Annotated in this window: 23 protein-coding genes; 14 read left to right on the forward strand and 9 right to left on the reverse strand. The window is 55.3% G+C overall.

Going from position 1 to position 24173, the window contains the following annotated elements:
- Nucleotides 1-25 precede the first annotated feature (25 nt).
- Nucleotides 26-688 (forward strand): class I SAM-dependent methyltransferase, encoded by a 663-nt coding sequence (locus tag ACFE33_RS09705; protein ID WP_380052761.1) that lies wholly within the window; start codon nt 26-28, stop codon nt 686-688.
- Nucleotides 689-690: 2 nt separating this feature from the next.
- Here ACFE33_RS09705 and ACFE33_RS09710 read toward each other — a convergent pair whose 3' ends face one another.
- Together ACFE33_RS09710 and ACFE33_RS09715 are read right to left on the reverse strand one after the other, a co-directional pair.
- Nucleotides 691-1905 (reverse strand): N-acetylmuramoyl-L-alanine amidase, encoded by a 1215-nt coding sequence (locus ACFE33_RS09710; RefSeq protein WP_380052763.1) that lies wholly within the window; start codon nt 1903-1905, stop codon nt 691-693.
- The gene (locus ACFE33_RS09715) at nt 1902-3053 is read right to left on the reverse strand and encodes a pyridoxal phosphate-dependent aminotransferase (RefSeq protein WP_380052765.1); all 1152 of its coding nucleotides are present in this window, start codon (nt 3051-3053) and stop codon (nt 1902-1904) included. Before ACFE33_RS09715 ends, ACFE33_RS09710 begins: the two co-directional genes overlap by 4 nt.
- A gap of 55 nt (nt 3054-3108) precedes the next feature.
- Between ACFE33_RS09715 and ACFE33_RS09720 the strand changes: the two genes are divergently transcribed.
- Nucleotides 3109-4464, forward strand: coding sequence for a M48 family metalloprotease (locus tag ACFE33_RS09720; RefSeq protein ID WP_380052767.1), 1356 nt, complete (start codon nt 3109-3111; stop codon nt 4462-4464).
- Here the strand turns inward: ACFE33_RS09720 and ispG are convergent.
- The 3 genes from ispG to hemA all read right to left on the reverse strand — a co-directional run bounded on the left by ispG (nt 4461) and on the right by hemA (nt 8264).
- Entirely contained in the window at nt 4461-5591 is a 1131-nt protein-coding gene (gene ispG / locus ACFE33_RS09725) for a flavodoxin-dependent (E)-4-hydroxy-3-methylbut-2-enyl-diphosphate synthase (RefSeq protein WP_380052769.1), read from the reverse strand. The genes ACFE33_RS09720 and ispG overlap by 4 nt on opposite strands.
- A gap of 105 nt (nt 5592-5696) precedes the next feature.
- Complete coding sequence (locus ACFE33_RS09730; RefSeq protein WP_380052771.1) at nt 5697-6905, reverse strand: helix-turn-helix domain-containing protein; 1209 nt, start codon at nt 6903-6905, stop codon at nt 5697-5699.
- Between the two features lie 135 nt (nt 6906-7040).
- The gene (gene hemA, locus ACFE33_RS09735) at nt 7041-8264 is read right to left on the reverse strand and encodes a 5-aminolevulinate synthase (protein ID WP_380052773.1); all 1224 of its coding nucleotides are present in this window, start codon (nt 8262-8264) and stop codon (nt 7041-7043) included.
- A 265-nt stretch (nt 8265-8529) separates the two neighbouring features.
- Here hemA and ACFE33_RS09740 point away from each other — a divergent pair, with 265 nt between their 5' ends.
- The 5 genes from ACFE33_RS09740 (at nt 8530) to ACFE33_RS09760 (ending at nt 13129) form a co-directional block, all read left to right on the forward strand.
- Nucleotides 8530-9909 (forward strand): M20/M25/M40 family metallo-hydrolase, encoded by a 1380-nt coding sequence (locus ACFE33_RS09740; protein WP_380052774.1) that lies wholly within the window; start codon nt 8530-8532, stop codon nt 9907-9909.
- 319 nt (nt 9910-10228) lie between these two features.
- Nucleotides 10229-10759, forward strand: a complete 531-nt coding sequence (locus ACFE33_RS09745; protein WP_380052775.1) for a DUF1697 domain-containing protein — start codon at nt 10229-10231, stop codon at nt 10757-10759.
- A 65-nt stretch (nt 10760-10824) separates the two neighbouring features.
- A complete protein-coding gene (locus tag ACFE33_RS09750; RefSeq protein WP_380052776.1) occupies nt 10825-11247 on the forward strand; it encodes a Fur family transcriptional regulator in 423 nt (140 codons plus the stop codon).
- A gap of 116 nt (nt 11248-11363) precedes the next feature.
- Nucleotides 11364-12638: a phosphopyruvate hydratase gene (eno, locus tag ACFE33_RS09755; protein WP_380052777.1), complete on the forward strand. Its 1275-nt coding sequence runs from the start codon at nt 11364-11366 to the stop codon at nt 12636-12638.
- Nucleotides 12639-12700: 62 nt separating this feature from the next.
- On the forward strand, nt 12701-13129 hold the full coding sequence (locus ACFE33_RS09760; protein WP_380052778.1) for a cupin domain-containing protein: 429 nt from the start codon (nt 12701-12703) through the stop codon (nt 13127-13129).
- On the opposite strand, the gene ACFE33_RS09765 is transcribed toward ACFE33_RS09760, so the two are convergent.
- The gene (locus ACFE33_RS09765; RefSeq protein WP_380052780.1) at nt 13126-14238 is read right to left on the reverse strand and encodes an anhydro-N-acetylmuramic acid kinase; all 1113 of its coding nucleotides are present in this window, start codon (nt 14236-14238) and stop codon (nt 13126-13128) included. The two genes, ACFE33_RS09760 and ACFE33_RS09765, sit on opposite strands and share 4 nt — an antisense overlap.
- A gap of 68 nt (nt 14239-14306) precedes the next feature.
- On the opposite strand from ACFE33_RS09765, the gene tyrS reads away from it, so the two are divergent.
- On the forward strand, nt 14307-15560 hold the full coding sequence (gene tyrS, locus ACFE33_RS09770) for a tyrosine--tRNA ligase (protein ID WP_380052782.1): 1254 nt from the start codon (nt 14307-14309) through the stop codon (nt 15558-15560).
- Nucleotides 15561-15592: 32 nt separating this feature from the next.
- Here tyrS and ACFE33_RS09775 read toward each other — a convergent pair whose 3' ends face one another.
- Nucleotides 15593-16558, reverse strand: coding sequence for a DUF3179 domain-containing protein (locus ACFE33_RS09775; RefSeq protein ID WP_380052784.1), 966 nt, complete (start codon nt 16556-16558; stop codon nt 15593-15595).
- A 144-nt stretch (nt 16559-16702) separates the two neighbouring features.
- Between ACFE33_RS09775 and ACFE33_RS09780 the strand changes: the two genes are divergently transcribed.
- Nucleotides 16703-17539, forward strand: a complete 837-nt coding sequence (locus tag ACFE33_RS09780) for a sulfotransferase family 2 domain-containing protein (protein WP_380052786.1) — start codon at nt 16703-16705, stop codon at nt 17537-17539.
- 71 nt (nt 17540-17610) lie between these two features.
- Here ACFE33_RS09780 and ACFE33_RS09785 read toward each other — a convergent pair whose 3' ends face one another.
- Nucleotides 17611-18225: a peptidylprolyl isomerase gene (locus tag ACFE33_RS09785; RefSeq protein ID WP_380052788.1), complete on the reverse strand. Its 615-nt coding sequence runs from the start codon at nt 18223-18225 to the stop codon at nt 17611-17613.
- Nucleotides 18218-18724 carry a peptidylprolyl isomerase gene (locus ACFE33_RS09790; protein ID WP_380052790.1) on the reverse strand — a complete coding sequence of 169 codons (507 nt, stop codon included), beginning with the start codon at nt 18722-18724 and terminating at the stop codon, nt 18218-18220. The genes ACFE33_RS09785 and ACFE33_RS09790 overlap by 8 nt, the downstream gene beginning before the upstream one ends.
- Before the next feature lie 129 nt (nt 18725-18853).
- Here ACFE33_RS09790 and ACFE33_RS09795 point away from each other — a divergent pair, with 129 nt between their 5' ends.
- From ACFE33_RS09795 to ACFE33_RS09815, 5 genes are all read left to right on the forward strand, one after another.
- Nucleotides 18854-20032, forward strand: coding sequence for a phosphoglycerate kinase (locus tag ACFE33_RS09795; RefSeq protein WP_380052792.1), 1179 nt, complete (start codon nt 18854-18856; stop codon nt 20030-20032).
- Between the two features lie 210 nt (nt 20033-20242).
- Complete coding sequence (locus ACFE33_RS09800; protein WP_380052794.1) at nt 20243-21172, forward strand: class I fructose-bisphosphate aldolase; 930 nt, start codon at nt 20243-20245, stop codon at nt 21170-21172.
- Between the two features lie 161 nt (nt 21173-21333).
- Nucleotides 21334-21636, forward strand: coding sequence for a septum formation initiator family protein (locus tag ACFE33_RS09805; protein ID WP_380052796.1), 303 nt, complete (start codon nt 21334-21336; stop codon nt 21634-21636).
- A 137-nt stretch (nt 21637-21773) separates the two neighbouring features.
- Nucleotides 21774-22763 (forward strand): pyruvate dehydrogenase (acetyl-transferring) E1 component subunit alpha, encoded by a 990-nt coding sequence (pdhA, locus tag ACFE33_RS09810; protein ID WP_380052798.1) that lies wholly within the window; start codon nt 21774-21776, stop codon nt 22761-22763.
- 22 nt (nt 22764-22785) lie between these two features.
- Nucleotides 22786-24162, forward strand: a complete 1377-nt coding sequence (locus ACFE33_RS09815; protein ID WP_380052800.1) for a pyruvate dehydrogenase complex E1 component subunit beta — start codon at nt 22786-22788, stop codon at nt 24160-24162.
- Nucleotides 24163-24173: the final 11 nt, after the last annotated feature.

A 24173-nucleotide genomic window follows, 5' to 3' on the forward strand; every position in this document is an offset into this window, starting at 1 on the left:
CAAAAGACTTCGGCAAGTTGTCGCCATGTTTTATTTGATCACAAAATCGCGGATTGCAATCTGTGACGTAGCGCTTCAATTAATGGTTATGAAGCCAGAAGATATCCTCCCGACCTACGAGGCCCATGGGGCCAATTTTGCAGCGACCCGCAGCAGGTCTCTATATGAGCGCCGTTGGCTGGATCGGTTTCTGGGATTTGCACCCGGACGAAACATTCTGGACCTTGGTTGTGGCTCTGGCCTCCCCATCGCGCGATATCTGGGCGAGCGCAACCGCGATATCACTGGTGTCGATGGCGCCAAGAGCATGGTCGAAATTTTCAGAAAAAACCTACCCAATCAAGAAATTATCCATGCGGATATGCGTGGGTTGAAACTTGATCGAACCTTTGACGGCATCCTTGCTTGGAACAGTTTCTTTCATTTGAGTGCCGACGATCAACGCGCGATGTTCCCGATTTTCGCGGCACATAGCAACCCAAAGGCGCCCCTATTAGTAACAACAGGCCCGTCCGAGGGAGAGGCCATCGGCTCAGTTGATGGCGCACCGGTTTATCACGCGAGTCTCTCGCCAGAGGCCTATGCCGCGCTCTTTGACGAGGCGGGCTTTGACGTGATCGACTTTATTCCAGAAGACCCCGACTGCGCGGGGCACTCGGTTTGGCTGGCACGCAAACGCAAGAGTTAACCTTATTGGCGAAGTAACCGCGCCTCGGCGGCATCCTTCACGGCCCATTCTTTGAGTGCGGCAAGGATGCCGATCTGGGCCTGTCTGCGCCAAACGGGGTTCTGTAGCTTTTCAAGATCGTCAGGGTTCGACAGGAACCCAAGCTCCAACAGAACCGACGGAATATCCGCCGCTTTCAGCACTGAAAATCCAGCACGCGCGCGCGGTTTTTTGTACATCGTTCCCAACTCCTCACGGAGGGAGGCTACCAATGTATCCGCGAATTTATCGGCACGAGGTTGGGTTTCAGTTCGTGCTAAGTCCATAAGAATATTGGCGATTTCGTCATCCTGCTCCGACAGGTCAATCCCCGCGAGCAAATCGGCGCGGTCGTGGCGCTCTGCAAGTTTCTGCGAAGCCACATCACTGGCTTTCTCGCTCAGGGTATAGACACGCGATCCCGTCGCACTCCCCAATGAAAGCGCATCCGCGTGAAGCGAAATGAACAGATCGGCACGTGCAGCGCGCGCGAGTGTGACGCGGGTTTCGAGCGGAACAAAACTGTCATCCTCGCGCGTCAGACGAACATCAAAGCCCCCCTCGCGGAGCATCATTTCCTTGAGTTCGACCGCAAAGGTTAACATGATATCGGCCTCGCGAATGTCTCCGCGCTCAGCCCCCGGATCGATCCCGCCATGCCCCGGATCAAGCATCACGATAAGGTCACGGTCGCCCTGTTGGCGTCTGATCGGAGTTGCGAGTTCAGCGGGTTTAGGGCCAGCAAATGCAGCCCCTTCGGGCGCGCCGGATGCTGCCTCGAATGTTTCCTGATCGGTCTGCTTGAGCGTCGCTGTGAATACCGCCTCACTTTCGGATCCAACTTTAAGTCCTGCAAGATCAACGATTTGAGGGCTGGCAAGGTCAACAACCATCCGCGACCATCCAGGAACAAACGGCCCCACATGCACGCCCTGTGCATATCTGCCTGAAATCAGCTCATTCGCTGCAATCCCGCGCCAGTCTACCTCGTTGAAGTCCACAACAAGCCGCGCGGGCTCTGCCAAGGTAAATACACGGTACGGTACGGCCTGACTGAGCGTCAGCACGACCTCTAGGCCCTCGTCCGCATCGCGAATATGTGAGCTTGCTGCATCAACACGCGCCAAGGCGTTGAAATCCTGTGCCAGAGCCGCGCTACTCAAAAGCGCTACACAAATCGCCCCCAATAGACGCATCATATGTGTCCTCGCTCCATCATAAAACGGCGTAAACGAGCCAAGCCCTCGCGAATATCTTCGGTGCAACGCGCATATGAAAACCGAAGCCATTGCGCCCCGCGATGTGGATCAAAATCCAATCCCGGCGTTACAGAAACTCCAGCCTTATCAAGTATTTCCCGCGAGAAGCTCAAGCTATCGTCGGTAAATTCACTCACGTCGGCATAGATGTAAAACGCTCCATCTGGAGGCGCAAATCGGGTAAATCCGGCTTTGGGCAATTCCTCAAGCATCAACGCGCGGTTCTGGGCATATACATCCATATTCCCAGAGAGCTCATCATCGCAATTCAAAGCCGCCAGCGCCGCAACCTGCGCGGCGTGCGGTGCACAGATGAACATATTCTGCGCAAGACGCTCTACCGTGCGGACATGATCTTCGGGAACAACCATCCAGCCGATCCGCCAGCCCGTCATCGAGAAATACTTGGAGAAGGAGTTGATGACATAGACATCATTGCTCAATTCAAGCGCCGATACAGCGCGCTCGCCATAATGCAGGCCGTGGTAAATCTCGTCCGAAATGAACGCGACATCTTTGTCGCGACAACTTTCAATGAGCTTTTCCAGTGCATCGCGCGACAGGATCGTGCCACTCGGGTTGGCGGGGCTTGCAACGATCAATCCCTTTAGGTCCAGATCGGCAATATCCTCTGGTACGGGTTGAAAACGGTTTGCAGCTGTGGTCTCGAAGCCGACGTCCTGAAGGCTCAGGGCCCGCAAAATCTGGCGATATGACGGATACCCCGGCAGGCCAAGCCCCACGCGATCCCCCGCATCAAACAACGCCGTAAATGCCAAGAGAAAACCCGCCGACGAACCAGAAGTCACGATAATGCGTTCCGGTGAAATCGTGACGCCGTACCACTTTTCATAGAGCGCGGCGATTCCCGCCCGAAGTTCTGGCAACCCGCGCGCCGTGGTGTATCCAAGCGCCCCCTCTTCCATCGCCGAAGCAAGCGCCGCACGCGCGCCTTTGGGTGCGGGCGTTCCGGGTTGGCCGACCTCCATATGTATAATATGACGCCCCTCGGCCTCGGCCTGCGCCGCTGCTTCCATCACATCCATAACAATAAAGGGATCAACCTGTGAACGCCTTGAAACCTGCATCGAATTGTCCTTATGCTCGCCTAGGTCTTTGTCACAATGAAAGCTCAAAAGGTCAATGCAAGCTGCTCTCAGATTCCCGATTTTTCGCCTGTTATTGATCCTTGCGTTAGCGATTGCGCCGCTCTCGGCGCGTGCGCAATCTTTGATCCGTGATCCTGACATCGAACACGCGCTTCACCGCCTTGCGTCGCCCATTCTGAATGCGGCAGGCCTTAGCCCAGCTCGCGTGCGCATCATGTTGATTAACGACAGTTCAATGAACGCCTTTGTGGTGGATACGAACCATATTTTCATCCATACGGGCCTTCTTCTCAGGCTACAGTCCGCCGCCGAGGTCCAAGGCATCATCGCCCACGAAGCCGCGCATATTGCCAACGGCCACCTGACGCAACGTATTGCAAACGCAGGGGGATTTTCATCCTTTGCGAACATCGGCGTGCTGCTTGGTATCGCAATTGCCGCGAGTTCGGGCCGTCCGGATGTGGGCGCGGCAGTTGCGGTGGGTGTTGCCTCCTCATCTCATCGCACGTTCCTTACCCACACGCGCGCCGAAGAAGCCAGCGCAGATCAGGCGAGCTTTCGGTACATGGCGCGCGCTGGGGTGGATGCCGCCGCTATGATCCGCGTTTTGACTATGTTCAAAGACCAAGAAACCCTCGGCGCTTCCCGCCGCGATGCCTATGCGCGAAGCCACCCCCTTAGCCGCGAACGCCTCCGCGCCGCCCAAGGGTTCGCGACTGCATATCAAGCAAACGTCAAAGACAGCACAGAAGCGGATTACTGGTTCGCTCGCGCCAAAGGGAAGCTAGCGGCATTCATGCGCGACCCCGCCTCCGAACGCGCTAAGCTCAAAGCCGCTGACACGGGCGAAATCGCCCAAATGATCCGCGCTATCACATATCACCGCCAAGCCAACGAACCCAAAGCCATTGCCGCGATGAATTCGGTAATGGCCGCCAAGCCGGACGATCCTTATTATCGTGAGCTACAGGCGCAAATCCTCATTGAATCCCGTCGCTTTTCCGAGGCATCTATAGCCTATGAACAGGCCCTCGCAGGTGCGCCGAAAAATGCGCTTATTCAGGCGGCCTATGGACGTGCATTGCTTGCCGCAGGAGGTCCGACCAATGAGGCCAAAGCGCTCGAAGTCCTGAGCAAAGCGCGATCACGCGACGGGCAAGATCCGCGGATGCTGCGCGACCTCGCGATTGCATATGCCAAAGCGGGACAGCCCGGTATGGCCTCGCTGGTTACGGCGGAGCGGTCGGCGCTGAACGGGAAATTCAAGGATGCGGCCATTCATGCTCAACGCGCGATTGACCAACTCCCCCACGGAGCCGTGGGCACGCGCAAGGCGCAAGACATCCTGCACACCGCCGAACGCCTGCTGAAGGACAAAAAGCGCTACTAAGCTTGCTCGGTCTCTTTGGCCTTTTCGGCCTCGATTGCGGCGGCTTTGGCTTCTACTTGCTCAACGATTTCATTGATCATATCAGCGTTGCTCATCTTGTGGCTCTGCTTGCCAGCCAGATAGACCATGCCGCTCCCCGCGCCGCCGCCAGTAAAACCAATATCAGTCATCAAGGCTTCGCCCGGTCCGTTCACAACGCACCCGATGATCGAAAGGCTCAAGCTTGTGGAAATATGGGCAAGGCGCTCTTCGAGGGTCTGAACAGTCTTGATGACGTCAAAACCCTGACGCGCACAAGATGGGCATGAAATAATCGTAACGCCGCGATGCCGTAGACCCAGAGATTTAAGCATTTCGTAACCGACTTTCACCTCCTCTACCGGATCGGCAGAGAGGCTGACGCGGATCGTGTCGCCAATACCGTTCCAGAGCAGATTCCCCATGCCGACCGCACTCTTGATCGTGCCGGACATCAGCCCGCCTGCCTCGGTAATCCCCAAGTGGATAGGCGCGTCGGTTTCTTCGGCGAGGGCCTGATATGCGGCGGCAGCGAGGAAAACGTCACTCGCTTTCACCGAAATCTTGAACTCGTGAAAGTCATTATCCTGAAGGATTTTGATGTGGTCCATGCCGCTCTCAACCATCGCTTCGGGGCAAGGTTCGGCGTATTTCTCAAGAAGGTGGCGCTCAAGGCTCCCTGCATTCACACCGATCCGAATAGAGCAGCCATGATCGCGCGCAGCCTTGATGACTTCGCGCACGCGCTCTTGAGAACCGATATTACCGGGGTTGATCCGAAGGCAAGCTGCACCCGCCTCGGCAGCTTCGATCGCACGTTTGTAATGAAAGTGGATATCCGCAACGATCGGTACCGGACTTTGCGCACAGATTTCCCTGAGTGCTGCGGTGCTCTCTTGGTCGGGCGTGGAAACGCGCACAATATCTGCGCCCGCATCGGCCGCGGCACGGATTTGGGCGAGCGTTGCATTGACGTCGGGCGTTAACGTGTTGGTCATTGTTTGAACCGAAATCGGTGCATCGCCCCCGACTGGAACGTTGCCCACCATGATCTGACGCGATTTCCGGCGGTAAATATTACGCCATGGTCGAACGGTATTCAGCGACATTTCGTCTCTCCGGTTGGGGCAAACTCTTGGGCGATAGATATGCTTTTGGGGCGCTGCTGACAACTGTCCGCGCGCCTGTTATTGCCGTTAACGCAATTTGTGGGGTTAATCCGTGGGGGGAACTGCTTCTTCTTCGGGTTCCGCAGCGGCCATCGCAACATACTGCGCCAAGTCTTGATCCGCTGTCAGATCAGCAACCGTATATGTTTCGCTGAGCAAATCAGAAGCCAAAGCAACCTTGGATACGACCGACCCTGCCTTACCGGCTGGACCGAATGTCTCTCCGTTTACGCCAAAGTAAACCGAGCCAGAGTTCCCTGCCCTAAGCATCGGAGGCTCCTCAGTGGGCGGAATAATGAATTCCTCACCCGCATCCAGAATCTTCTCAAACAAAACAGTACCATCAGCCGCAGAGACACGCACCCAAGCAGGACGCACAGCAAAGATCTTTAGCTCTGACGCCGCTTCTTCGACAACCTGAATTTCATTTTCTTCGATCTCAAGCAGAGCGGCTTCGACACTTGCCAAAAGGACAGAGGCATCTTCGCCCTTAATGTCAGGCTTGATTGTCGAGATAGGTCCGTCTCGCGCAACAAGCACGGGTAGCTCAAGTGCTGGCGGGCGATACAAGCGGTTCAGCGCGTCGGAGGACGCGTCGCTACCGATTGATGCCATCTCCACAGGAAGCACATCTTCCGAAAAGTCGGTTTGCCCGCTGCGCAATGGATCAAGCGCCGTTCCAACGCCCGATGCTTCGGTCACGGGGGCAAATTGGACCCGCTGAATTTCCTGCAAAACAGAATAGCCGCCATATCCCAGCCCCGCGATCAGTGCGATCAGCACCGCAACAGAGCCAATGGCACCTGGTTCAACATTGGCAAGCATCGCCTCTCCACGCGGCACGAATGTGGCGTTGGGATTGGCCAAGGGATCAATACCCTCGTATTTGCGTGCTTTGCGTTCGGCTTTGGTCGAGGCAGAGGAAGCCTGCTCGGACATGCCGTGCGCGGTTTCAAAGTTCGATTCCCGACAGAATGTGGCATAGGCCCACTCGGGATCCATGCCCAAATAGCGCGCATAGGAACGCACGTATCCTGCGATAAATCCGGGAGTGTCAAATGCAAGGGGATCTGCGTTTTCAATGGCCGCGATGTAGGTGGCTTTCACCTTTAATTCGCGCTGAACATCCAGCAAAGATTTGCCCAGTGTTGCACGTTCTCCGCGCATTAAATCGCCCAGTTTCAACTCAAAGGAGTCAAAACCCGCGATTTTTTCCTCTTCAGAGGACTTTGGCGTGCGAATTCGCCTAATCATAGCCCTGCCTAACGTTCAGTATGCCCCAATTATGCTGGTCTCGATATGTTCCTGATTCGCCTGAAAACCAGTGCCCTGCCAACATCTTAGGATTCAGTATATCACAGAAATTATGATTCTGCACGTTTCCGTGATCTAGGCCGTAAGATCGGCGCGATTTAGCGCACATTGGCGCCATAAATCATCGAGTCCCGTAACCAGTGCTTCAATTTCACGCGGACCGTGTACGGGGGACGGTGTGAACCGCAACCTTTCGGTGCCACGAGGGACCGTCGGGAAGTTGATTGGCTGAACGTAAATGCCATGATCTTCGAGCAAGCGATCCGAGATCATTTTGCACATGACAGGGTTGCCGACGTGCACGGGCACGATGTGGCTTCCGTGGTCGATAATTGGCAATCCGAGCCCCTTGAGGCGCAGCTTGAGAATAGACGCTTGTGTTTGGTGCCGCTCCCGCAGGGCCTGATCTGTTTTCAGGTGCTTAACCGAGGCCGCCGCCCCCGCTGCAACTGCTGGTGCAAGTGACGTTGTAAAGATGAATCCCGGCGCATAAGACCTTATCGCATCACACATTTTATCCGATGCTGCGATGTAGCCTCCCATCACGCCGTAGGCCTTCGCGAGGGTCCCGTTGATCACGTCGATGCGCCCCATAAGACCATCGCGTTCCGCAACGCCGGCGCCGCGCGGGCCATACATTCCAACGGCGTGAACTTCGTCGATATAAGTGAGCGCGTTGAACTCGTCGGCAAGGTCCAGAATCTCTTCGATTGGGCCGAAATCGCCGTCCATCGAATAGATCGATTCAAAGGCAATCAGCTTAGGCGCAGCAGGGTCATCTGCTTCGAGAAGCTCCCGAAGATGCGCAACGTCGTTATGACGGAAAATACGCTTGGCGCCACCGTTCCGGCGCACGCCTTCGATCATGCTCGCGTGGTTCAAAGCATCCGAATAGATGATCAAACCAGGGAAGATTTTGGGCATCGTCGAGAGCGTCGCGTCATTTGCGATATAGGCCGATGTAAACAGCAGCGCGGCTTCTTTGTGATGCAGGTCTGCGAGTTCTGCTTCTAGGCGCTTGTGGTAAACCGTTGTGCCGGAAATGTTCCGTGTACCGCCAGAACCGGCGCCCGTAGCTTCGATTGCCTCGTGCATTGCTTCAAGCACTACAGGATGTTGCCCCATACCGAGATAGTCGTTGCCACACCAAACGGTAATGTTCTGCTCAACCCCGTCGGGGCGCGTCCATACAGCGTGAGGAAAGGATCCGTTCTTGCGTTCGATGTCGATAAAGGTGCGATAACGCCCCTCTTCGTGCAGACGTTCCAATGCGGCTTCGATATGATCAGTATAGTTCAAGGCGCTCTCCAAGATGCCTATTGAGCAGGTGCTCTTCGGTTTCGCCGGACCATAATTCATGAGCCGCACTCCGCCTAGGTTACAAAATGCCGCGTCACGTTTCAATCGTCGGAGGTCAAAATTTCAATTTATTTCGGCTCATTTATGCGGTTCCGTTGTGTCACCTATGCGTCAGTTCGTCCCTTTGGACGGTTAAGGCTTCTGCTTGCCCCTGCGCTTGGGCCTGTTAGGTTCGCCTCAAACGTCTGACCAGAGAGGATATGACATGACCCTTGATCCCGTACTCGCCCGCATTGACGACGACCTCCCGCAAGCGACCGAACGCCTGTTTGATTTGCTGCGAATTCCGTCCATTTCAACCGATCCTGCCTACAAAGAGCACTGCGACGCGGCCGCCGATTGGCTCGTTGCCGACCTCGCTTCCATTGGTGTGGATGCCTCTAAACGCCCGACGAACGGACACCCGATGGTTGTTGGCCACGTGGACGGCCCCGAGGGCGCACCGCATATCCTTTTCTATGGCCACTATGACGTTCAGCCCGTCGATCCGCTGGAACTATGGGACAACCCGCCATTTGAGCCGCAAATTGAGGATACCCCCAAGGGTAAAGTCATTCGCGGGCGTGGCTCGTCCGATGACAAAGGTCAGTTGATGACCTTCGTAGAGGCTTGCCGCGCTTGGAAAGCCGTCCACGGCAGTTTCCCTGTTAAGATCACCTTCTTCTTTGAAGGCGAAGAAGAAAGCGGCTCACCGTCGCTTATTCCGTTCCTCAAGGACAACGGCGAAGAGTTGCAAAGCGACGTGGCGCTGATTTGCGACACAGGTATGTACGGCGAGGAAACGCCCGCCATCGTTACCCGCCTGCGCGGATTGTTGGGCCAAGAGATCACGATCACAGGGCCCAACAAGGACCTTCACTCAGGCATGTATGGCGGGATCTCCATGAACCCCGCGCGCGTCCTTGCCAAGATCATCGCAGGTCTGCATGACGATAATGGTCGCGTAACGGTTCCCGGTTTCTATGACGGTGTCGCAGAACTCCCCGAAGATATCGCCGCACAGTGGAAGGGGTTGAACTTCGACGCCAAACATTTCCTTGGCGAAGTCGGTCTCTCACACCCTGCGGGAGAGAATGACCGCTCGGCACTCGAAATGATCTGGTCGCGTCCCACATGTGAAGTGAATGGTATGAAGAGTGGCTATACAGGGGATGGCTTCAAAACCGTTCTGCCCTCCGTTGCCTCGGCCAAGATCAGCTTCCGTCTGGTGAGCAAGCAAGACCCAATCAAAATTCGCGAAAGCTTCCAGAACTATGTTCAAAGCATGCTTCCGCCAGATTGCAGTGTCGAGTTCAAGAATCACGGCGCTTCAGCCGCGGGCGAAATGTCCACGGACAATCCCGCATTTCACGCCGCCAAAAGCGCCCTCACCGACGAATGGCCGCAACCTGCGGTGTTCACAGGCTGTGGTGGCTCGATCCCGATTGCGGCGCATTTCAAAACCTACCTCGGGACAGACGCGCTTCTGACAGGATTCGGCAAGGACGATGACCAGCTCCACTCTCCCAACGAGAAATACGACATGGAGAGCTTCCACAAAGGTATCCGTAGCTGGGCCCGCATCCTGAACGAACTCGGCGCCTAAATATCCAACGGAGTGGCCGCATCCAAACGCGGCCACTCCGAAACCAAGTTGCGCCCCTTTGGGCCGCGCGCCCGCAAGCGGAGGCATCCCGAGCGAAGCGAGGCCACGCCCAACCATTGGCGTGGCATCTATGATGCAGCGGCCATGGGCGGGAGCCGCACTTCATTTTTCAACGCGCAACTCAAACCGCTTCTTTTTCCTACACCTCAGTTATGATACACCTATGACGAATTGAATATCCTCAGGAGCAATCCGTGACCGTTTTCACGACTTATTCACCATGCAGCATAGCCGCACATCCGAACGCGTGGGGGATGCCATGAACACATGGATTGCCTTCTTGCGTGGTGTGAATGTGGGCGGTCATGCCAAATTACCAATGAAGCCCCTCTGCTCTACGATGGACCTCAACGGGTTTGAAGAAACGCGGAGCTATATCCAGAGCGGCAACCTTGTATTCTCACACCCTGCCGCGAGCGCCAATGATGTGAGCCGAGCGGTAAGATCGCTGCTTGAGGTCTATGTGGATATGTCGCCCGAAGTCGTGGCGCTCCGCCCCGATACGCTCGACAAAATCATAACCCGATGCCCGTTCGAAGCGGACGATCCGAAATCGCTTCACTATATCCTATTCAAACAGCCCCCCGCCAACGCGAACCACGAACAAATCGACGCCCTGCGCGCCGAAGACGAAGCCTTCGAGATTGGATCGCGAGCGGCTTACCTTTATGCGCCTTCGGGCATCGGACGTTCGCGACTTGCCGCCTCTCAGGAGCGATTGCTTGGCGTGCCAACGACGGTGCGTAACAAACGCACACTTGAAGCCGTTCGCAAGCTCGCGCAGGGATAAGTTCTGGAAAACGCGCGACGACTCTTCTATGAAACGTGCACGATCGATACAAGGACGGCACGAACATGAGCGACACAATCATTTCCCGCTGCGAAGCCCAAGGGCTGCGCCTCACCGAACAACGTCGCGTGATTGCGGGTGTCCTCGAAGAAGCGCACGACCATCCTGATGTCGAAGAACTCTATGCACGCGCCGTCAAGCTGGATCCCAAAATCTCGATCGCGACGGTTTATCGGACAGTGAAACTGTTTGAAGAAAGCGGAATCCTCGCCAAGCACGAATTCGGCGACGGGCGCGCGCGCTATGAAACCGCCGACCGTGACCATCACGACCATCTCATTGATATGAACTCGGGCCGTGTTATCGAATTCGTCGATGATGAAATCGAAGCGCTACAAGAGAAAATCGCCGAGAAGCTGGGATATGAGTTACGCGGCCATCGGCTTGAGCTTTATGGCGTACCACTCAAGAAGAAAAATGGCGCATAGTGCTGCGTCACGCCTGTGTCACACCGTTGATATATTCAGCATCTGTTTGACCTGAGGGCTGCCCCTGCGTAAAAGGCCCTTGGCCCGCCTATGATTTGTTTCAAAAGGACACCTAAATGACCACGATCATCGATATCTTTGCCCGCGAAATTCTCGACAGCCGGGGCAACCCGACAATCGAAGTGGACGTCACTCTTGAGGACGGCACAATGGGCCGCGCGGCGGTACCTTCGGGCGCTTCAACGGGTGCATATGAAGCAGTTGAAATGCGCGACGGCGACAAAGATCGTTACCTCGGCAAGGGTGTTCTGAACGCCGTTGCAGCCGTAAACGGCGAAATCGCCGAAGCACTTGTTGGCTTTGACGCGACTGAGCAAGAAGCCATCGACGCGACGATGATCGAACTTGACGGCACACCAAACAAAGCACGCCTTGGCGCGAACGCGATCCTTGGTGTTTCGCTTGCGGTGGCCAAGGCCGCTGCGGATGCCTCGGGTCAGCCATTGTTCCGCTATGTTGGCGGCACAGCGGCGCGTGTATTGCCCGTTCCGATGATGAACATCGTCAACGGCGGTGAGCATGCGGACAACCCGATCGACATTCAAGAATTCATGATCATGCCTGTTTCTGCAGCCAACATCCGCGAAGCAATCCGCATGGGCGCAGAAGTATTCCACACCCTCAAGAAAGAGCTTTCTGCCGCTGGCCACAACACAGGTATCGGTGATGAGGGCGGATTTGCCCCCGCCCTTTCGTCCACACGTGACGCGCTCGATTTCGTGCTGAAAGCCATTGAAAAAGCAGGCTATAAACCGGGTGAGGATATCTACCTCGCGCTCGATTGCGCCGCGTCCGAATACTACAAAGACGGCAAATACGAGATGAAAGGCGAAGGAATTTCGCTCACATCCGCTGAGAATGTTGACTACCTCGCCAAGCTTGTGGCCGACTATCCGATCATCTCGATTGAGGACGGTTGTGATGAGGACGACTGGGACGGCTGGAAACTTTTGAACGACACCATCGGTGATAAGGTTCAGCTCGTGGGGGATGATCTTTTCGTGACGAACCCCGCACGCCTTGCGACAGGTATCGAAAAAGGTTCTGCGAACGCAATGCTGGTCAAGGTAAACCAAATCGGCACGCTTTCCGAAACATTGAAAGCCGTCGACATGGCGCACCGCGCCCGCATGACCAACGTGATGTCGCACCGCTCTGGCGAAACCGAGGACGCAACGATCGCGGACCTCGCCGTGGCAACAAACTGTGGCCAAATAAAAACTGGTTCGCTCTCTCGTTCTGATCGCTTGGCCAAGTACAACCAGCTGATCCGCATCGAAGAAGCGCTCGGCGAAACAGCGGTTTATGCAGGAAAATCCATCCTGAAATAAGCCACCGCCTACTACCTAAGAAAGCCCTCGCACTTGTGGGGGCTTTTTGCTTTAGTGACCGCATGAGCCAAGCAGAAGACATCATCGCGCACCTTGATCTGAAACCGCACCCAGAGGGCGGCCATTACCGACAAACATGGCAAGCAGATAATGAGGGCCGCGCGGTCGGGACATGCATCTATTTTCTACTGAAGAACGGGGAATCAAGCCATTGGCACCGCGTCGATGCGACGGAAATCTGGCACTATTACGCGGGCGCGCCGCTGGTCCTAAGCATGAGCGAAACAGATGAGGGCCCTGCACAGGATTACCTGCTCGGTCCCGATTTTTCACAGGGCCATGAACCACAGCGCATCGTTCCGCCCAACCACTGGCAAGCCGCCCGCACAACGGGCGACTATACTTTGGTCGGATGTACTGTATCCCCTGGGTTTGAATTCGAACGCTTTATGCTCGCGCCTCAAGGGTTTGATATCCCTCGCGAAATCTAGCGATCAAGCGCACCCGACGGTTCGCTCAAGACGCCTCCACCGACAGCTGCACGCACACCCGTCGTTGCTGCGCAGGATGTGGTCAGGCCGCGCGCAACCCGAACGGCCAGATAACCGAACGCCTGTGCCTCAAGCATATCACCATCCAGCCCCGCGTTTTCAATCGGAGCAACGGGGCAATCCATCAAAACCGAGAGCATGGACATGAGCGTTTCGTTCTTGCGTCCGCCCCCTGTAACCAACACGCCTTGCGGTGGGCTTGGACAATGCTCAAGCCCCTTCGCCGCCGAGGCTGCAACCATCGCCGTCACCGTTGCAAGCGCGTCGGCATCATCCAAGTGCCCAACCCAATCGGCAATGTCCGGAAAACTATCGCGATCCAATGACTTGGGCGGCATCCGATAGAAATATCCATCCTCAAGGAACTGCTCAACAAGCGCCTCGTCAACTTCGCCATCCGCGGCCAAAGCACCGTCTTTGTCAAAGGTTTCTCCGCGGCGCTCGGCCATCAGATCATTGATTGGGGCATTTGCCGGACCCGTATCAAACGCAATCAGCGCGCCATCCTCGTCAGGGCGGCTCGCGCTTGGATCAACCCACGTCAGATTGCCGACTCCGCCAAGATTTAGGAACACAATCGGCCCCTGCGCCTTGATGAACTTTGCGCAGGCAAAATGGAAAAACGGCGCAAGGGGTGCACCCTCGCCGCCCATTTCCACATCACTTGAACGAAAGTCCCACACGACGGGGCAATCCAGAACCTCTGCCAATACGCGCCCGTTTCCTGCCTGATGTGTTCCGCGTCCGCGCGGATCATGCGCCAAAGTCTGGCCGTGAAATCCGATAAGCTGGGGCCGCTCAAACTGACTCAAGAGCGTCGCGTGCACCGTCTCGATAACTTCGGCGGCTTCCTCTACACCCGGATCACCTGGCCAAAGTCCGAGCGCCGCAGAGATCGGCCCGCTTTCTTCTGAAGAATAGGGATGATAGGCGCTCTCGCCAAATTCGAGTATGCGCTCGCCATCCGTTAGAATCGCCGCAGCATCCACACCATCTAACGAGGTGCCAGACATCGTTCCAATTGCCCAAATCGGCCCAGCTTCCAACATGCACTTTCCCTTTTTGCACAGCCCCTTTATACCCAGAGGCATTAACACATAGAATGGACCAAAGAACGATGACCTACCACCCAAAATCAGAGTTTATGCGTGTGATGATCGAGCGCGGCTTTCTGGCCGACTGTACCGATTATCAGGCGCTCGACGAGGCCCTGATCGAAGGCATCGTTCCAACCTATATCGGCTATGACGCAACGGCGAAATCGCTGCATGTCGGGCATTTGCTCAATATCATGATGCTGCGCTGGCTTCAGAAAACGGGCCACAAGCCGATCACCCTTATGGGCGGCGGCACGACCAAAGTGGGCGACCCCTCGTTCCGCTCCGATGAACGCCCGCTTTTGGGACCAGAGCAGATCGAAGAAAACATCTCGGGTATGCAGCGCGTATTCGCCAAATACCTCGACTATGGCGATGCCCCGAATGGCGCGCTGATGCTGAATAACGCCGAGTGGCTGGATGAGTTGAACTACCTCGATTTCCTGCGCGATATCGGGCGGCATTTTTCGGTCAACCGGATGCTTTCATTTGAGAGCGTAAAGTCGCGGCTGGATCGTGAACAGTCATTGAGCTTCCTTGAGTTCAACTACATGATACTACAAGCCTATGATTTCCTTGAGCTAAACCGCCGCTATGGCTGTCTCCTCCAGATGGGCGGCAGTGATCAGTGGGGCAATATCGTGAACGGGATCGACCTTACCCGCCGCGTGCTCGACCATGAAATCTATGGCCTGACCTCTCCGCTTCTGACGACCAGCGACGGGCGCAAGATGGGCAAATCCCAAGGCGGTGCGATCTGGCTGAACGCGGATATGCTCTCGCCCTACGAGTTCTGGCAGTTCTGGCGCAACACAACGGATGCCGATGTTGGACGCTTCCTCAAGCTCTACACCGAGTTGCCGATTGAGGAATGCGAACGTCTGGGCGCCCTCGAAGGGTCCGAGATCAACGCAGCCAAGATTCGACTCGCCAATGAGGTCACGACCCTCGCACATGGAGCCGAAGCCGCAGCCGCAGCAGAAGCAACCGCACGCGAAGTGTTTGAAAAAGGCGGCATCGGAGACGACCTTCCGACGTTTACTTTCTCGGCAGGCGACATCGGGGACGGTATTTCGATTATACAGCTTTTCGTGAAATCGGGCCTCGTGAAATCCGGCAAAGAAGCCAAACGCCTGATCTCGGAAAACGGTGCCAAGATGAACGACGATCCCGTCACGGACGCGGGCACGATGATTGACACCGCCGCACTCGCCGAGCCGCTCAAGCTGAGCGCGGGCAAGAAACGCCACGTCTTGGTTGTCTTGGAAAACTAAACCAGAGAGCGCGCCCCACAGCGGGCGCGCTTTTACTGCAGCATCCAGTTCCCATCCGGCCAGAATGCGTGAAATGCGAAGGCAAACATCACGTCATGTGCCACATCCGCACCCGTCGTGACATCGCGCACACGAATGGACCCTACATCACGGCTTTGGGCGATATTCGCTTGATCCAAAGCACTCGCCTGTCCCGCGCTCCATGATATTTTCACACCGTTTTCAACGACTTCCCCTTCTTCGGCCAGTCGACTGAGGGGCCAAGCGCTATCACCCACGCGAACAACCCGCACCAGCGGCGGAATGCCATGGGGCGGGTTTTCACCGCGATAAAGAAACGGGCTACCAGAGCTGTCATATCCCCGATACGGATTCTGCCCATAAGCGCGCGGCCAATTGGGCTCGGCCATGACCAAGCCCTCCGGATTACGCTCGCGGAACTGTTCAAACCCTTCCATCCACGCGGGAATTTGCGTCAACTCTTGACCAGTGTAATCCCCCACGATGCCGGTTCCGATGGCCTGCTGCCACCAGCTCTCGGTCTCGCGATCATACATTACCATATCGGAATGGCGCAGCTTGCCCGACACACCGAACGTCAGAACATCGCCATTTACGCGCCGATCAAATACCACCGCTGAATTGCACAGGGGACAAAAAGTCACCGCCACGGGAACCGACCCGATTTTGTCGTTCACGATCTCATGCCACATTAAATAGCGGATCGGAAAGGCGCGCGGCGTTTCACCGTCTAATTCCAATGCGATAACAGGCTCTTTGCCTCCGATACGGGTTTCATCCGAGGCCAGAATATAACTCGGATCAGATAGCGCAGGTATCCCGTCCTTAGGCGGCCCGCCCGACAGAATTTCTTGCCAATCAGTGATTGTTGTCTTGGAGAAATCCGTATCTGGCCACTCGCGCTCCCAATCCGAAGGCTCCGCCACCACCGCGCCCGCCACAAATACAACGCTTATCCATAAAGCTCGAAACATCATGCCACCCTCCCGCAACAGAAGTGTGCCAACATTCCCAGCCCCTGCCCACCCCGCATCACAGCGTTTTGAGAGTTGGTTAGCGGGGAGAGTGGCTTTGCGCGCGACGCCCAGTTTTCGATGTAACCATGAGCCGATAGATTAGCAGTGATCACTGCTTGGACAGAGCGTGCCAACACAGCAATGCGCTTGACCGTGGGTAGGCGTGATGGCAGCTTGCGACCAACTGTGACCTTACCTGATCACCAATTTAAACAAACACATACCCAAGGCAACCTGATGACAGTAATTAACGAAAAAGACAGGATTGCGTATTTCAGTATACCCAAAGTGGCATGTAGCAGTCAGAAGCGACTACATCACGAGATTATTCATGGTGCCCCGTTTGAAGCAACGAGATCCAACGAAAACGACAGGCTTCACGCTGTATATAAAAGCGAAAAATTTGACCGAAAGGCGTTCACAAAGCTCAACGATTACTGGACCTACACGATGGTCCGCGATCCGGTTAAGCGAATTTTGTCTGCGTACTCCCAGAAGATCGTACAGAAGAATGAACAACTCGCCGAAACTGGCACCGTCCTACGCCCTATAGAAAAATTGATTGAGGCTGGGCTCAATCCATACCCATCTATCAATGAGTTCTGCGAAGACCTGAGCCTTTACTTTAAGAAATCGTTCATGATTAAGCACCATGTTCGGCACTATAAGTTCTATATCGGCAATCAACTCGAACGATTTAATCGTGTGTATAAGATCGAGGAAACCGCGCAACTCGAAGCCGATCTCACCGAGCGTCTTGGGCGCAAAGTACAACTTCCTTATGCCAACCAAAGCTCGAACAAACAGTTCATGGATGATCTGACTCAAAAATCATTGGATCTGCTTATTGAGTTTGCGCAGCCGGATTATGAGTTACTCGACGGGCTCTACACGCCGCCCTCTCTTGCATCTTTTCAAAAGAAAAAATCGGTGGTGGCTTAGCCAACACGTTTTCTGCACAGCAATGCAATTGAATGGAAAACGCCCACTGACATTGCCAGCGGGCGGTTTTGTTATTCTTCGACTGTGACCGAAACCATATAGTCAGGGTCTTGGACAGAACCGCCGGGGCCTGTGCCGCGTTTGATGCCATCAACGACATCCATGCCTTCGATGACGTGCCCAACCACCGTGTATTCACCGTTCAGGTGCGGTGCGGGGGCGAACATAATGAAGAACTGGCTATTGGCTGAATCCGGGCTGGCCGAACGGGCCATGCCTACGACACCGCGCGCGAACGAGGTATCAGTAAACTCGGCTTCTAGGTCAGGATAGGAGGAAGCTCCCGTCCCTGCCCGCACCAGATCGCCATCCATTTTCGCGTGCTGGACATCGCCGGTCTGTGCCATGAAGCCTTCGATCACGCGGTGGAATGCGACGTTGTTATACGCGCCTTCGTTCGCCAATGTTACAAAACGCTCGACATGTTTCGGCGCGAGGTCCTCAGCAAGGTCAATTACGACGCGGCCCTCGTTTTGGCCGCCAACCTCAATCACGAGGTTCGGACCTGGGCCGTCTTCGACCGGACCGGACTGCGCGTTGGCCGTGTTCTGCATAACAAACCATGCGCCGAAGACTGCGACGCCAAGGGCGCCCAGTCCAAGTGCAATCATGTCATTGCTACGCATCTGCGGCGACCTTTACCGAAATCATGCGGTCTGGATTCGCAGGAGGCTCACCCGTTTGGATGGCATCTACGTGCTCCATTCCCGATGTAACCTGACCGTAAACGGTGTACTGGCCGTTCAGGAAGTTGTTGTCGGTGAAGTTAATGAAGAACTGCGAGTTCGCGGAATTCGGGTTTGCCGAACGCGCCGCGCCAAGCGATCCGCGTGCGTGCGGGATCTTGGAGAACTCGGCTGGAAGGTCTGGAAGCTCGGAGCCGCCTGTGCCTGCACGGCCCAAGTTGAAATCATTTTCCATGTTGCCGTGAGCAACATCACCTGTTTGCGCCATGAATCCGGGAATAACACGGTGGAACGCTACGTTGTCGTAGGCGCCGGAACGTGCGAGTTCCTTCATACGGGCAACGTGTGCGGGTGCTACGTCTGGTAGCAATTCGATAACCACAGTTCCGCCCTTGAGTTCGAGCAAGATAGTGTTTTCGGGATCTTTGTAATCTGCCATTATTTCGTCCTTTAACGTCTTTCGCGTCAACTTAAGCGCGATCAGGCCAAAGGAAAAGGGGCAATTGCTTGACCTTGGGCGCTGGATGCTGTGTGAAAGAGCCAACCACACTCAACACAGGAACCAAAGATGCCTTGGAAAACCCTCGACGACATGGATCTAGCACAGAAACGCGTTTTGGTACGTGTGGATATAAATGTACCGGTCGCGGATGGCGCCGTCACCGATGACACCCGCATTCAACGCATTCTACCCACGGTGCGCGATATTCTCGCAAAAGGCGGCAAGCCGATCCTGTTGGCGCACTTTGGCCGCCCCAAGGGGCAAGTCGTTCCAGAAATGAGCCTGCGAGTTGTTTTGCCGGCGCTCTCTGCGGCGCTTGGCCAAGAAGTTAAGTTCGCCGATGGGAACTATGGCGCGACGGTGGATGCAATGGAAGACGGTGATGTGCTGCTGCTAGAGAACCTGCGCTTTGCTCCCGGAGAGGAAAAGAACGATCCAGCATTCGCCGCACGTTTGGCAGGGCTTGGCGATGTATATTGCAATGATGCCTTTTCTGCGGCCCACCGCGCGCATGCCTCAACCACAGGTATCGCGGAATTGCTCCCCTCCTGCGCGGGTCGCTTGATGGAGGCCGAACTTTCCGCACTCGAAGGGGCGCTAACAACACCGAAACGTCCTGTTATGGCGGTTGTTGGTGGTGCAAAAGTGTCTACCAAGCTGGAATTGCTCGGAAATCTAGTCGCAAAGGTCGATAACCTAGTGATTGGCGGCGGGATGGCGAACACCTTCCTTGCGGCACAGGGGATCGCGATTGGCCGCTCCTTGGCAGAGCACGACATGACAACAACCGCCCTCGAAATTCTTGAGAAAGCCGAGGCGGCAGGCTGTAACGTGATCCTTCCCGTTGATGTCGTTGTTGCGTGGGAATTCAACGCAAATGCCAAGAACGAAGTCGTTGCGGCGGACGCCTGCCCATCTGATGCGATGATCTTGGATGCGGGCCCAGAAACAGTTAAGGTCATCGCCAAAGCCCTTAGCGACAGCGCGACACTGATCTGGAACGGCCCCCTCGGCGCGTTCGAGATTGCGCCCTTTGATGCCGCCACAAACGCAGCGGCCAAGCAGGCCGCAGAAATGTCGGCGGCAGGTACACTGATCTCGGTGGCAGGTGGCGGCGATACGGTTGCCGCTCTGAACAAGGCGAATGCAGCGGATGATTTCAGCTATATCTCGACGGCTGGTGGTGCGTTCCTTGAATGGATGGAAGGCAAAACGCTTCCGGGCGTAGCAGCACTTCAGCGCTAGAATCTCTTAGTATCCGTATGAATGGGCGCACCTAAACGGGTGCGCCTTTTTTGTGCGTATATTGTTCCAATATCTGGACATCGCGCTGTTAAATCAAACCGTTAGCGCAATCATCGGGTGTGTTAACGCTATCAACCTTGAAACCCTCTTCGCGCTCTGTATGACCTGCCCCCATGGCCCACAAATAACAATTGCCCAAGAGGATATCCCATGAGAGCCACCCGCGTCGTCCAAAAAATTCTAGCTAACTACGAAGGGGAAACACCCGGCGTCAAAGCAAACCTTTGCCGCATCCTGATGAACGGAAAACTCGGCGGAACAGGCAAGCTGATTATTCTGCCTGTGGACCAAGGATTTGAGCACGGCGCGGCGCGTAGCTTTGCGCCCAACCCAGCGGCGTATGACCCGCACTATCACTATCAATTGGCGATCGACGCAGGTCTAAGCGCCTTCGCCGCACCGCTCGGCCTTCTCGAAGCGGGTGCCGATACATTCGCGGGGCAAATCCCGACAATCCTCAAGGCGAACTCTGCCAACTCTCTCATTCCTGGCGCAGCACCCAAGGATCAGGCGATCACCGCGAGCGTTGATGATGCGCTGCGGATCGGAGCTTCGGCAATCGGGTTCACGATCTACCCAGGCTCCTCCGCGGGTCTTGATATGTTTGAAGAAATCAGCGCCATGCGCGAAGAGGCTGCCGCCAAAGGTATTGCGACCGTTATCTGGTCCTACCCACGCGGAGAAGCCCTTGATAAAAATGGCGAAACTGCGATTGATATCGCTGCCTATGCCGCTCAGATTGCTGCACTTCTTGGGGCGCATATCATCAAGATCAAACTCTCGACTGATCACCTCTCACTTCCTGAGGCCAAGAAGGTCTATGAAGACGAGAAGATCGACATCTCCACCCAAGCGGCACGCGTAAAGCACTGTATGGACGCAAGCTTTGCGGGCCGTCGCCTTGTTGTATTCTCGGGCGGTGCCAAGAAAGGGGCAGACAGCGTCTATGACGATGCGCGCGCCATTCGTGACGGCGGCGGGAACGGCTCTATCATTGGGCGCAACAGCTTCCAGCGTGATCGTGACGACGCGCTTGCGATGCTCTCCAAGCTGGTGAACATCTACAAAGGCAAAGAGTAAATCCACTCTTGTGAAACCCGAGGCGCACGTCTCGGGTTTTATTCTTTCGAAACAAAGCCATAAAAACATGACATTTCTGCAATCAAGGGATTCACAGAGCGAATCACTTGTGTCATAATACTTTTGTGACCACCCATAGAAGGTGGCGCGAAGAGGCAGTTATGAGTTATTTGAAAAAACGCCCCTCCTATGGGATCTGGCTTTACAGCATGGGCATATTTGCGTCTGCTGCGTATTTCACCTTTGCCGCTGTGCAAGGGGACTATGGCGTGTTCCACCGCATCCAGATCGAAGCAGAAGCAGAAATCCTCCGTGAGGAGCTGGCTGTTATTTCTGCCGAGGTTCGCGAGATGGAAAACAAGACCCATCGCCTCTCTGATGAGTACCTTGATCTTGATCTTCTGGATGAGCAATCGCGCTCGGTTCTTGGTCTGGTGCGCAGTGACGAGATCGTCATCCGCTAATCCCTAACCTACTGAAACAAGCTTGAATTTAACGTGGGGGAAATTGACTCTCGCTTTTCGGGCTCATTTCCAATATATATAGTTTAACATTAAACTATCACCAATTTCGCCCGTGTTCAGCGATAGAGGAGAATCTCATGGCCGCCCGGAAAACGTCAAAGAAACCAAACGTTTCGGCAGACGAACTGCTTAAATATTACCGTGAAATGCTTTTGATCCGTCGATTCGAGGAAAAGGCTGGTCAACTCTATGGGATGGGTCTCATTGGGGGGTTCTGTCACCTTTATATCGGCCAAGAGGCTGTTGTTGTCGGAATCGAAGCTGCCGCCGAAGAAGGCGACAAGCGCGTCACATCCTATCGCGACCACGGGCATATGCTCGCTTGTGGAATGGACCCAAAGGGCGTGATGGCCGAGCTTACCGGTCGCGAGGGCGGCTACTCCAAGGGTAAGGGTGGCTCGATGCACATGTTCAGCAAAGAAAAGAACTTCTATGGCGGCCACGGCATTGTGGGCGCACAGGTTCCAATCGGTGCCGGCCTTGCATTTGCGGACAAATACCTTGGCAACGACCGCGTTTCCTTCGCCTATTTCGGAGACGGTGCTGCGAACCAAGGTCAGGTCTATGAGACATTCAACATGGCATCACTCTGGAAGCTTCCAGTTGTGTTCGTGATTGAGAACAACCAATACGCCATGGGCACCAGCCTTCAACGGGCGTCTTCCTCTCCTGAGCTTTATACACGCGGCGAAGGTTTCGCGATCCCTGGTGAAGCCGTGGACGGCATGGACGTTCTGGCCGTGAAAGCCGCCGCCGAGAAAGCCGTCGCGCATTGTCGTTCTGGCGAAGGTCCTTATATTCTAGAGGTCAAAACATACCGCTATCGCGGCCACTCGATGTCCGACCCGGCCAAGTATCGCACCCGCGAAGAAGTACAGAAAATGCGCGAAGAGCGTGACTGTATCGAACAGGTGCGAGAGATGCTGTTGACTGGCAAGCACGCCACCGAAGATGACCTCAAGGCCATCGACAAAGAAATCAAAGCCACCGTTAACGAAGCTGCCGAGTTCTCAAAAGAGAGCCCCGAGCCTTCGACAGACGAGCTTTACACAGACATCTACGCCTAAGCGGACAGAGGAGACACACACAATGGCTACAGAAATTCTTATGCCCGCGCTTTCGCCTACAATGGAAGAAGGCACATTGGCCAAATGGCTGGTCAAAGAGGGTGACACAATCGAGTCCGGCATGATTATGGCCGAGATCGAAACCGACAAGGCAACGATGGAATTCGAAGCTGTCGACGAAGGTATCATGGGCAAGATTCTTGTCGAAGAAGGCACAGAGGGTGTGGCTGTAAACACAGCAATCGCCGTCCTTCTCGAAGAGGGCGACGACGCCGATGCGATGCCCACAGAAGCAAACTCATCCGATGCGGCCCCTGCGGCAGCAAAAGAAGAGGCCCCCTCCTCTGCGCCTGCGAAAGCAGCAAGCCCCGTCGAAGTTGTCGTTCCCGAAGAGACCGAAATCCCCGAGGGCACAGAGATGCGTCCGACCACGGTTCGCGAAGCGCTCCGTGACGCGATGGCCGAAGAAATGCGCCGCGATGACACTGTGTTCCTGATGGGCGAAGAAGTCGCCGAATATCAGGGTGCCTATAAAGTGTCGCAAGGGCTTCTTGATGAGTTCGGCTCCAAGCGGATTATTGACACTCCGATCACCGAGCACGGATTTGCAGGGATTGCGACCGGCGCGTCCTTTGGTGGTCTGCGTCCGATTGTGGAATTCATGACATTCAACTTCGCCATGCAGGCGATCGACCAGATCCTCAACTCTGCGGCCAAGACACTCTATATGTCTGGTGGTCAGATGGGTGCGCCGATGGTGTTCCGTGGACCAAACGGCGCTGCTGCTCGTGTTGGTGCACAACACAGCCAATGCTACGCTGCATGGTACGCGCAAATTCCGGGCCTCAAGGTCGTCATGCCCTACTCCGCCGCAGACGCGAAAGGTTTGATGAAAACCGCGATCCGCGACAACAACCCTGTGATCTTCCTCGAGAATGAAATCCTCTATGGCAAGACATTCGACGTGCCTGTGATGGACGATTTCACCGTACCATTCGGCAAGGCGAAAATCTGGCGCGAAGGTTCGGACGTAACAATCGTATCCTTCGGGATCGGCATGACCTATGCGCTTGAAGCTGCCGACAAATTGGCCGAAGACGGCATTTCCGCCGAGGTTGTCGACCTGCGCACGCTGCGTCCGATTGATTACGATACTGTTCTGAAATCTGTCATGAAAACAAACCGTTGCGTGACAGTCGAAGAAGGTTTCCCTGTTGGCGCAATCGGCAACCACCTCTCTGCGACGATCATGGAGCGTGCATTTGATTATCTGGATGCGCCCGTCATCAACTGCACAGGCAAAGACGTTCCAATGCCTTATGCCGCCAACCTCGAAAAACTCGCGCTCATCACAACCGACGAAGTTATCGCCGCTGTGAAGCAAGTCACATATCGCTAAGGAGACTTCGG

It is taken from the genome of Falsihalocynthiibacter sp. SS001, from assembly GCF_042445055.1.
Lineage (GTDB): Bacteria > Pseudomonadota > Alphaproteobacteria > Rhodobacterales > Rhodobacteraceae > Falsihalocynthiibacter.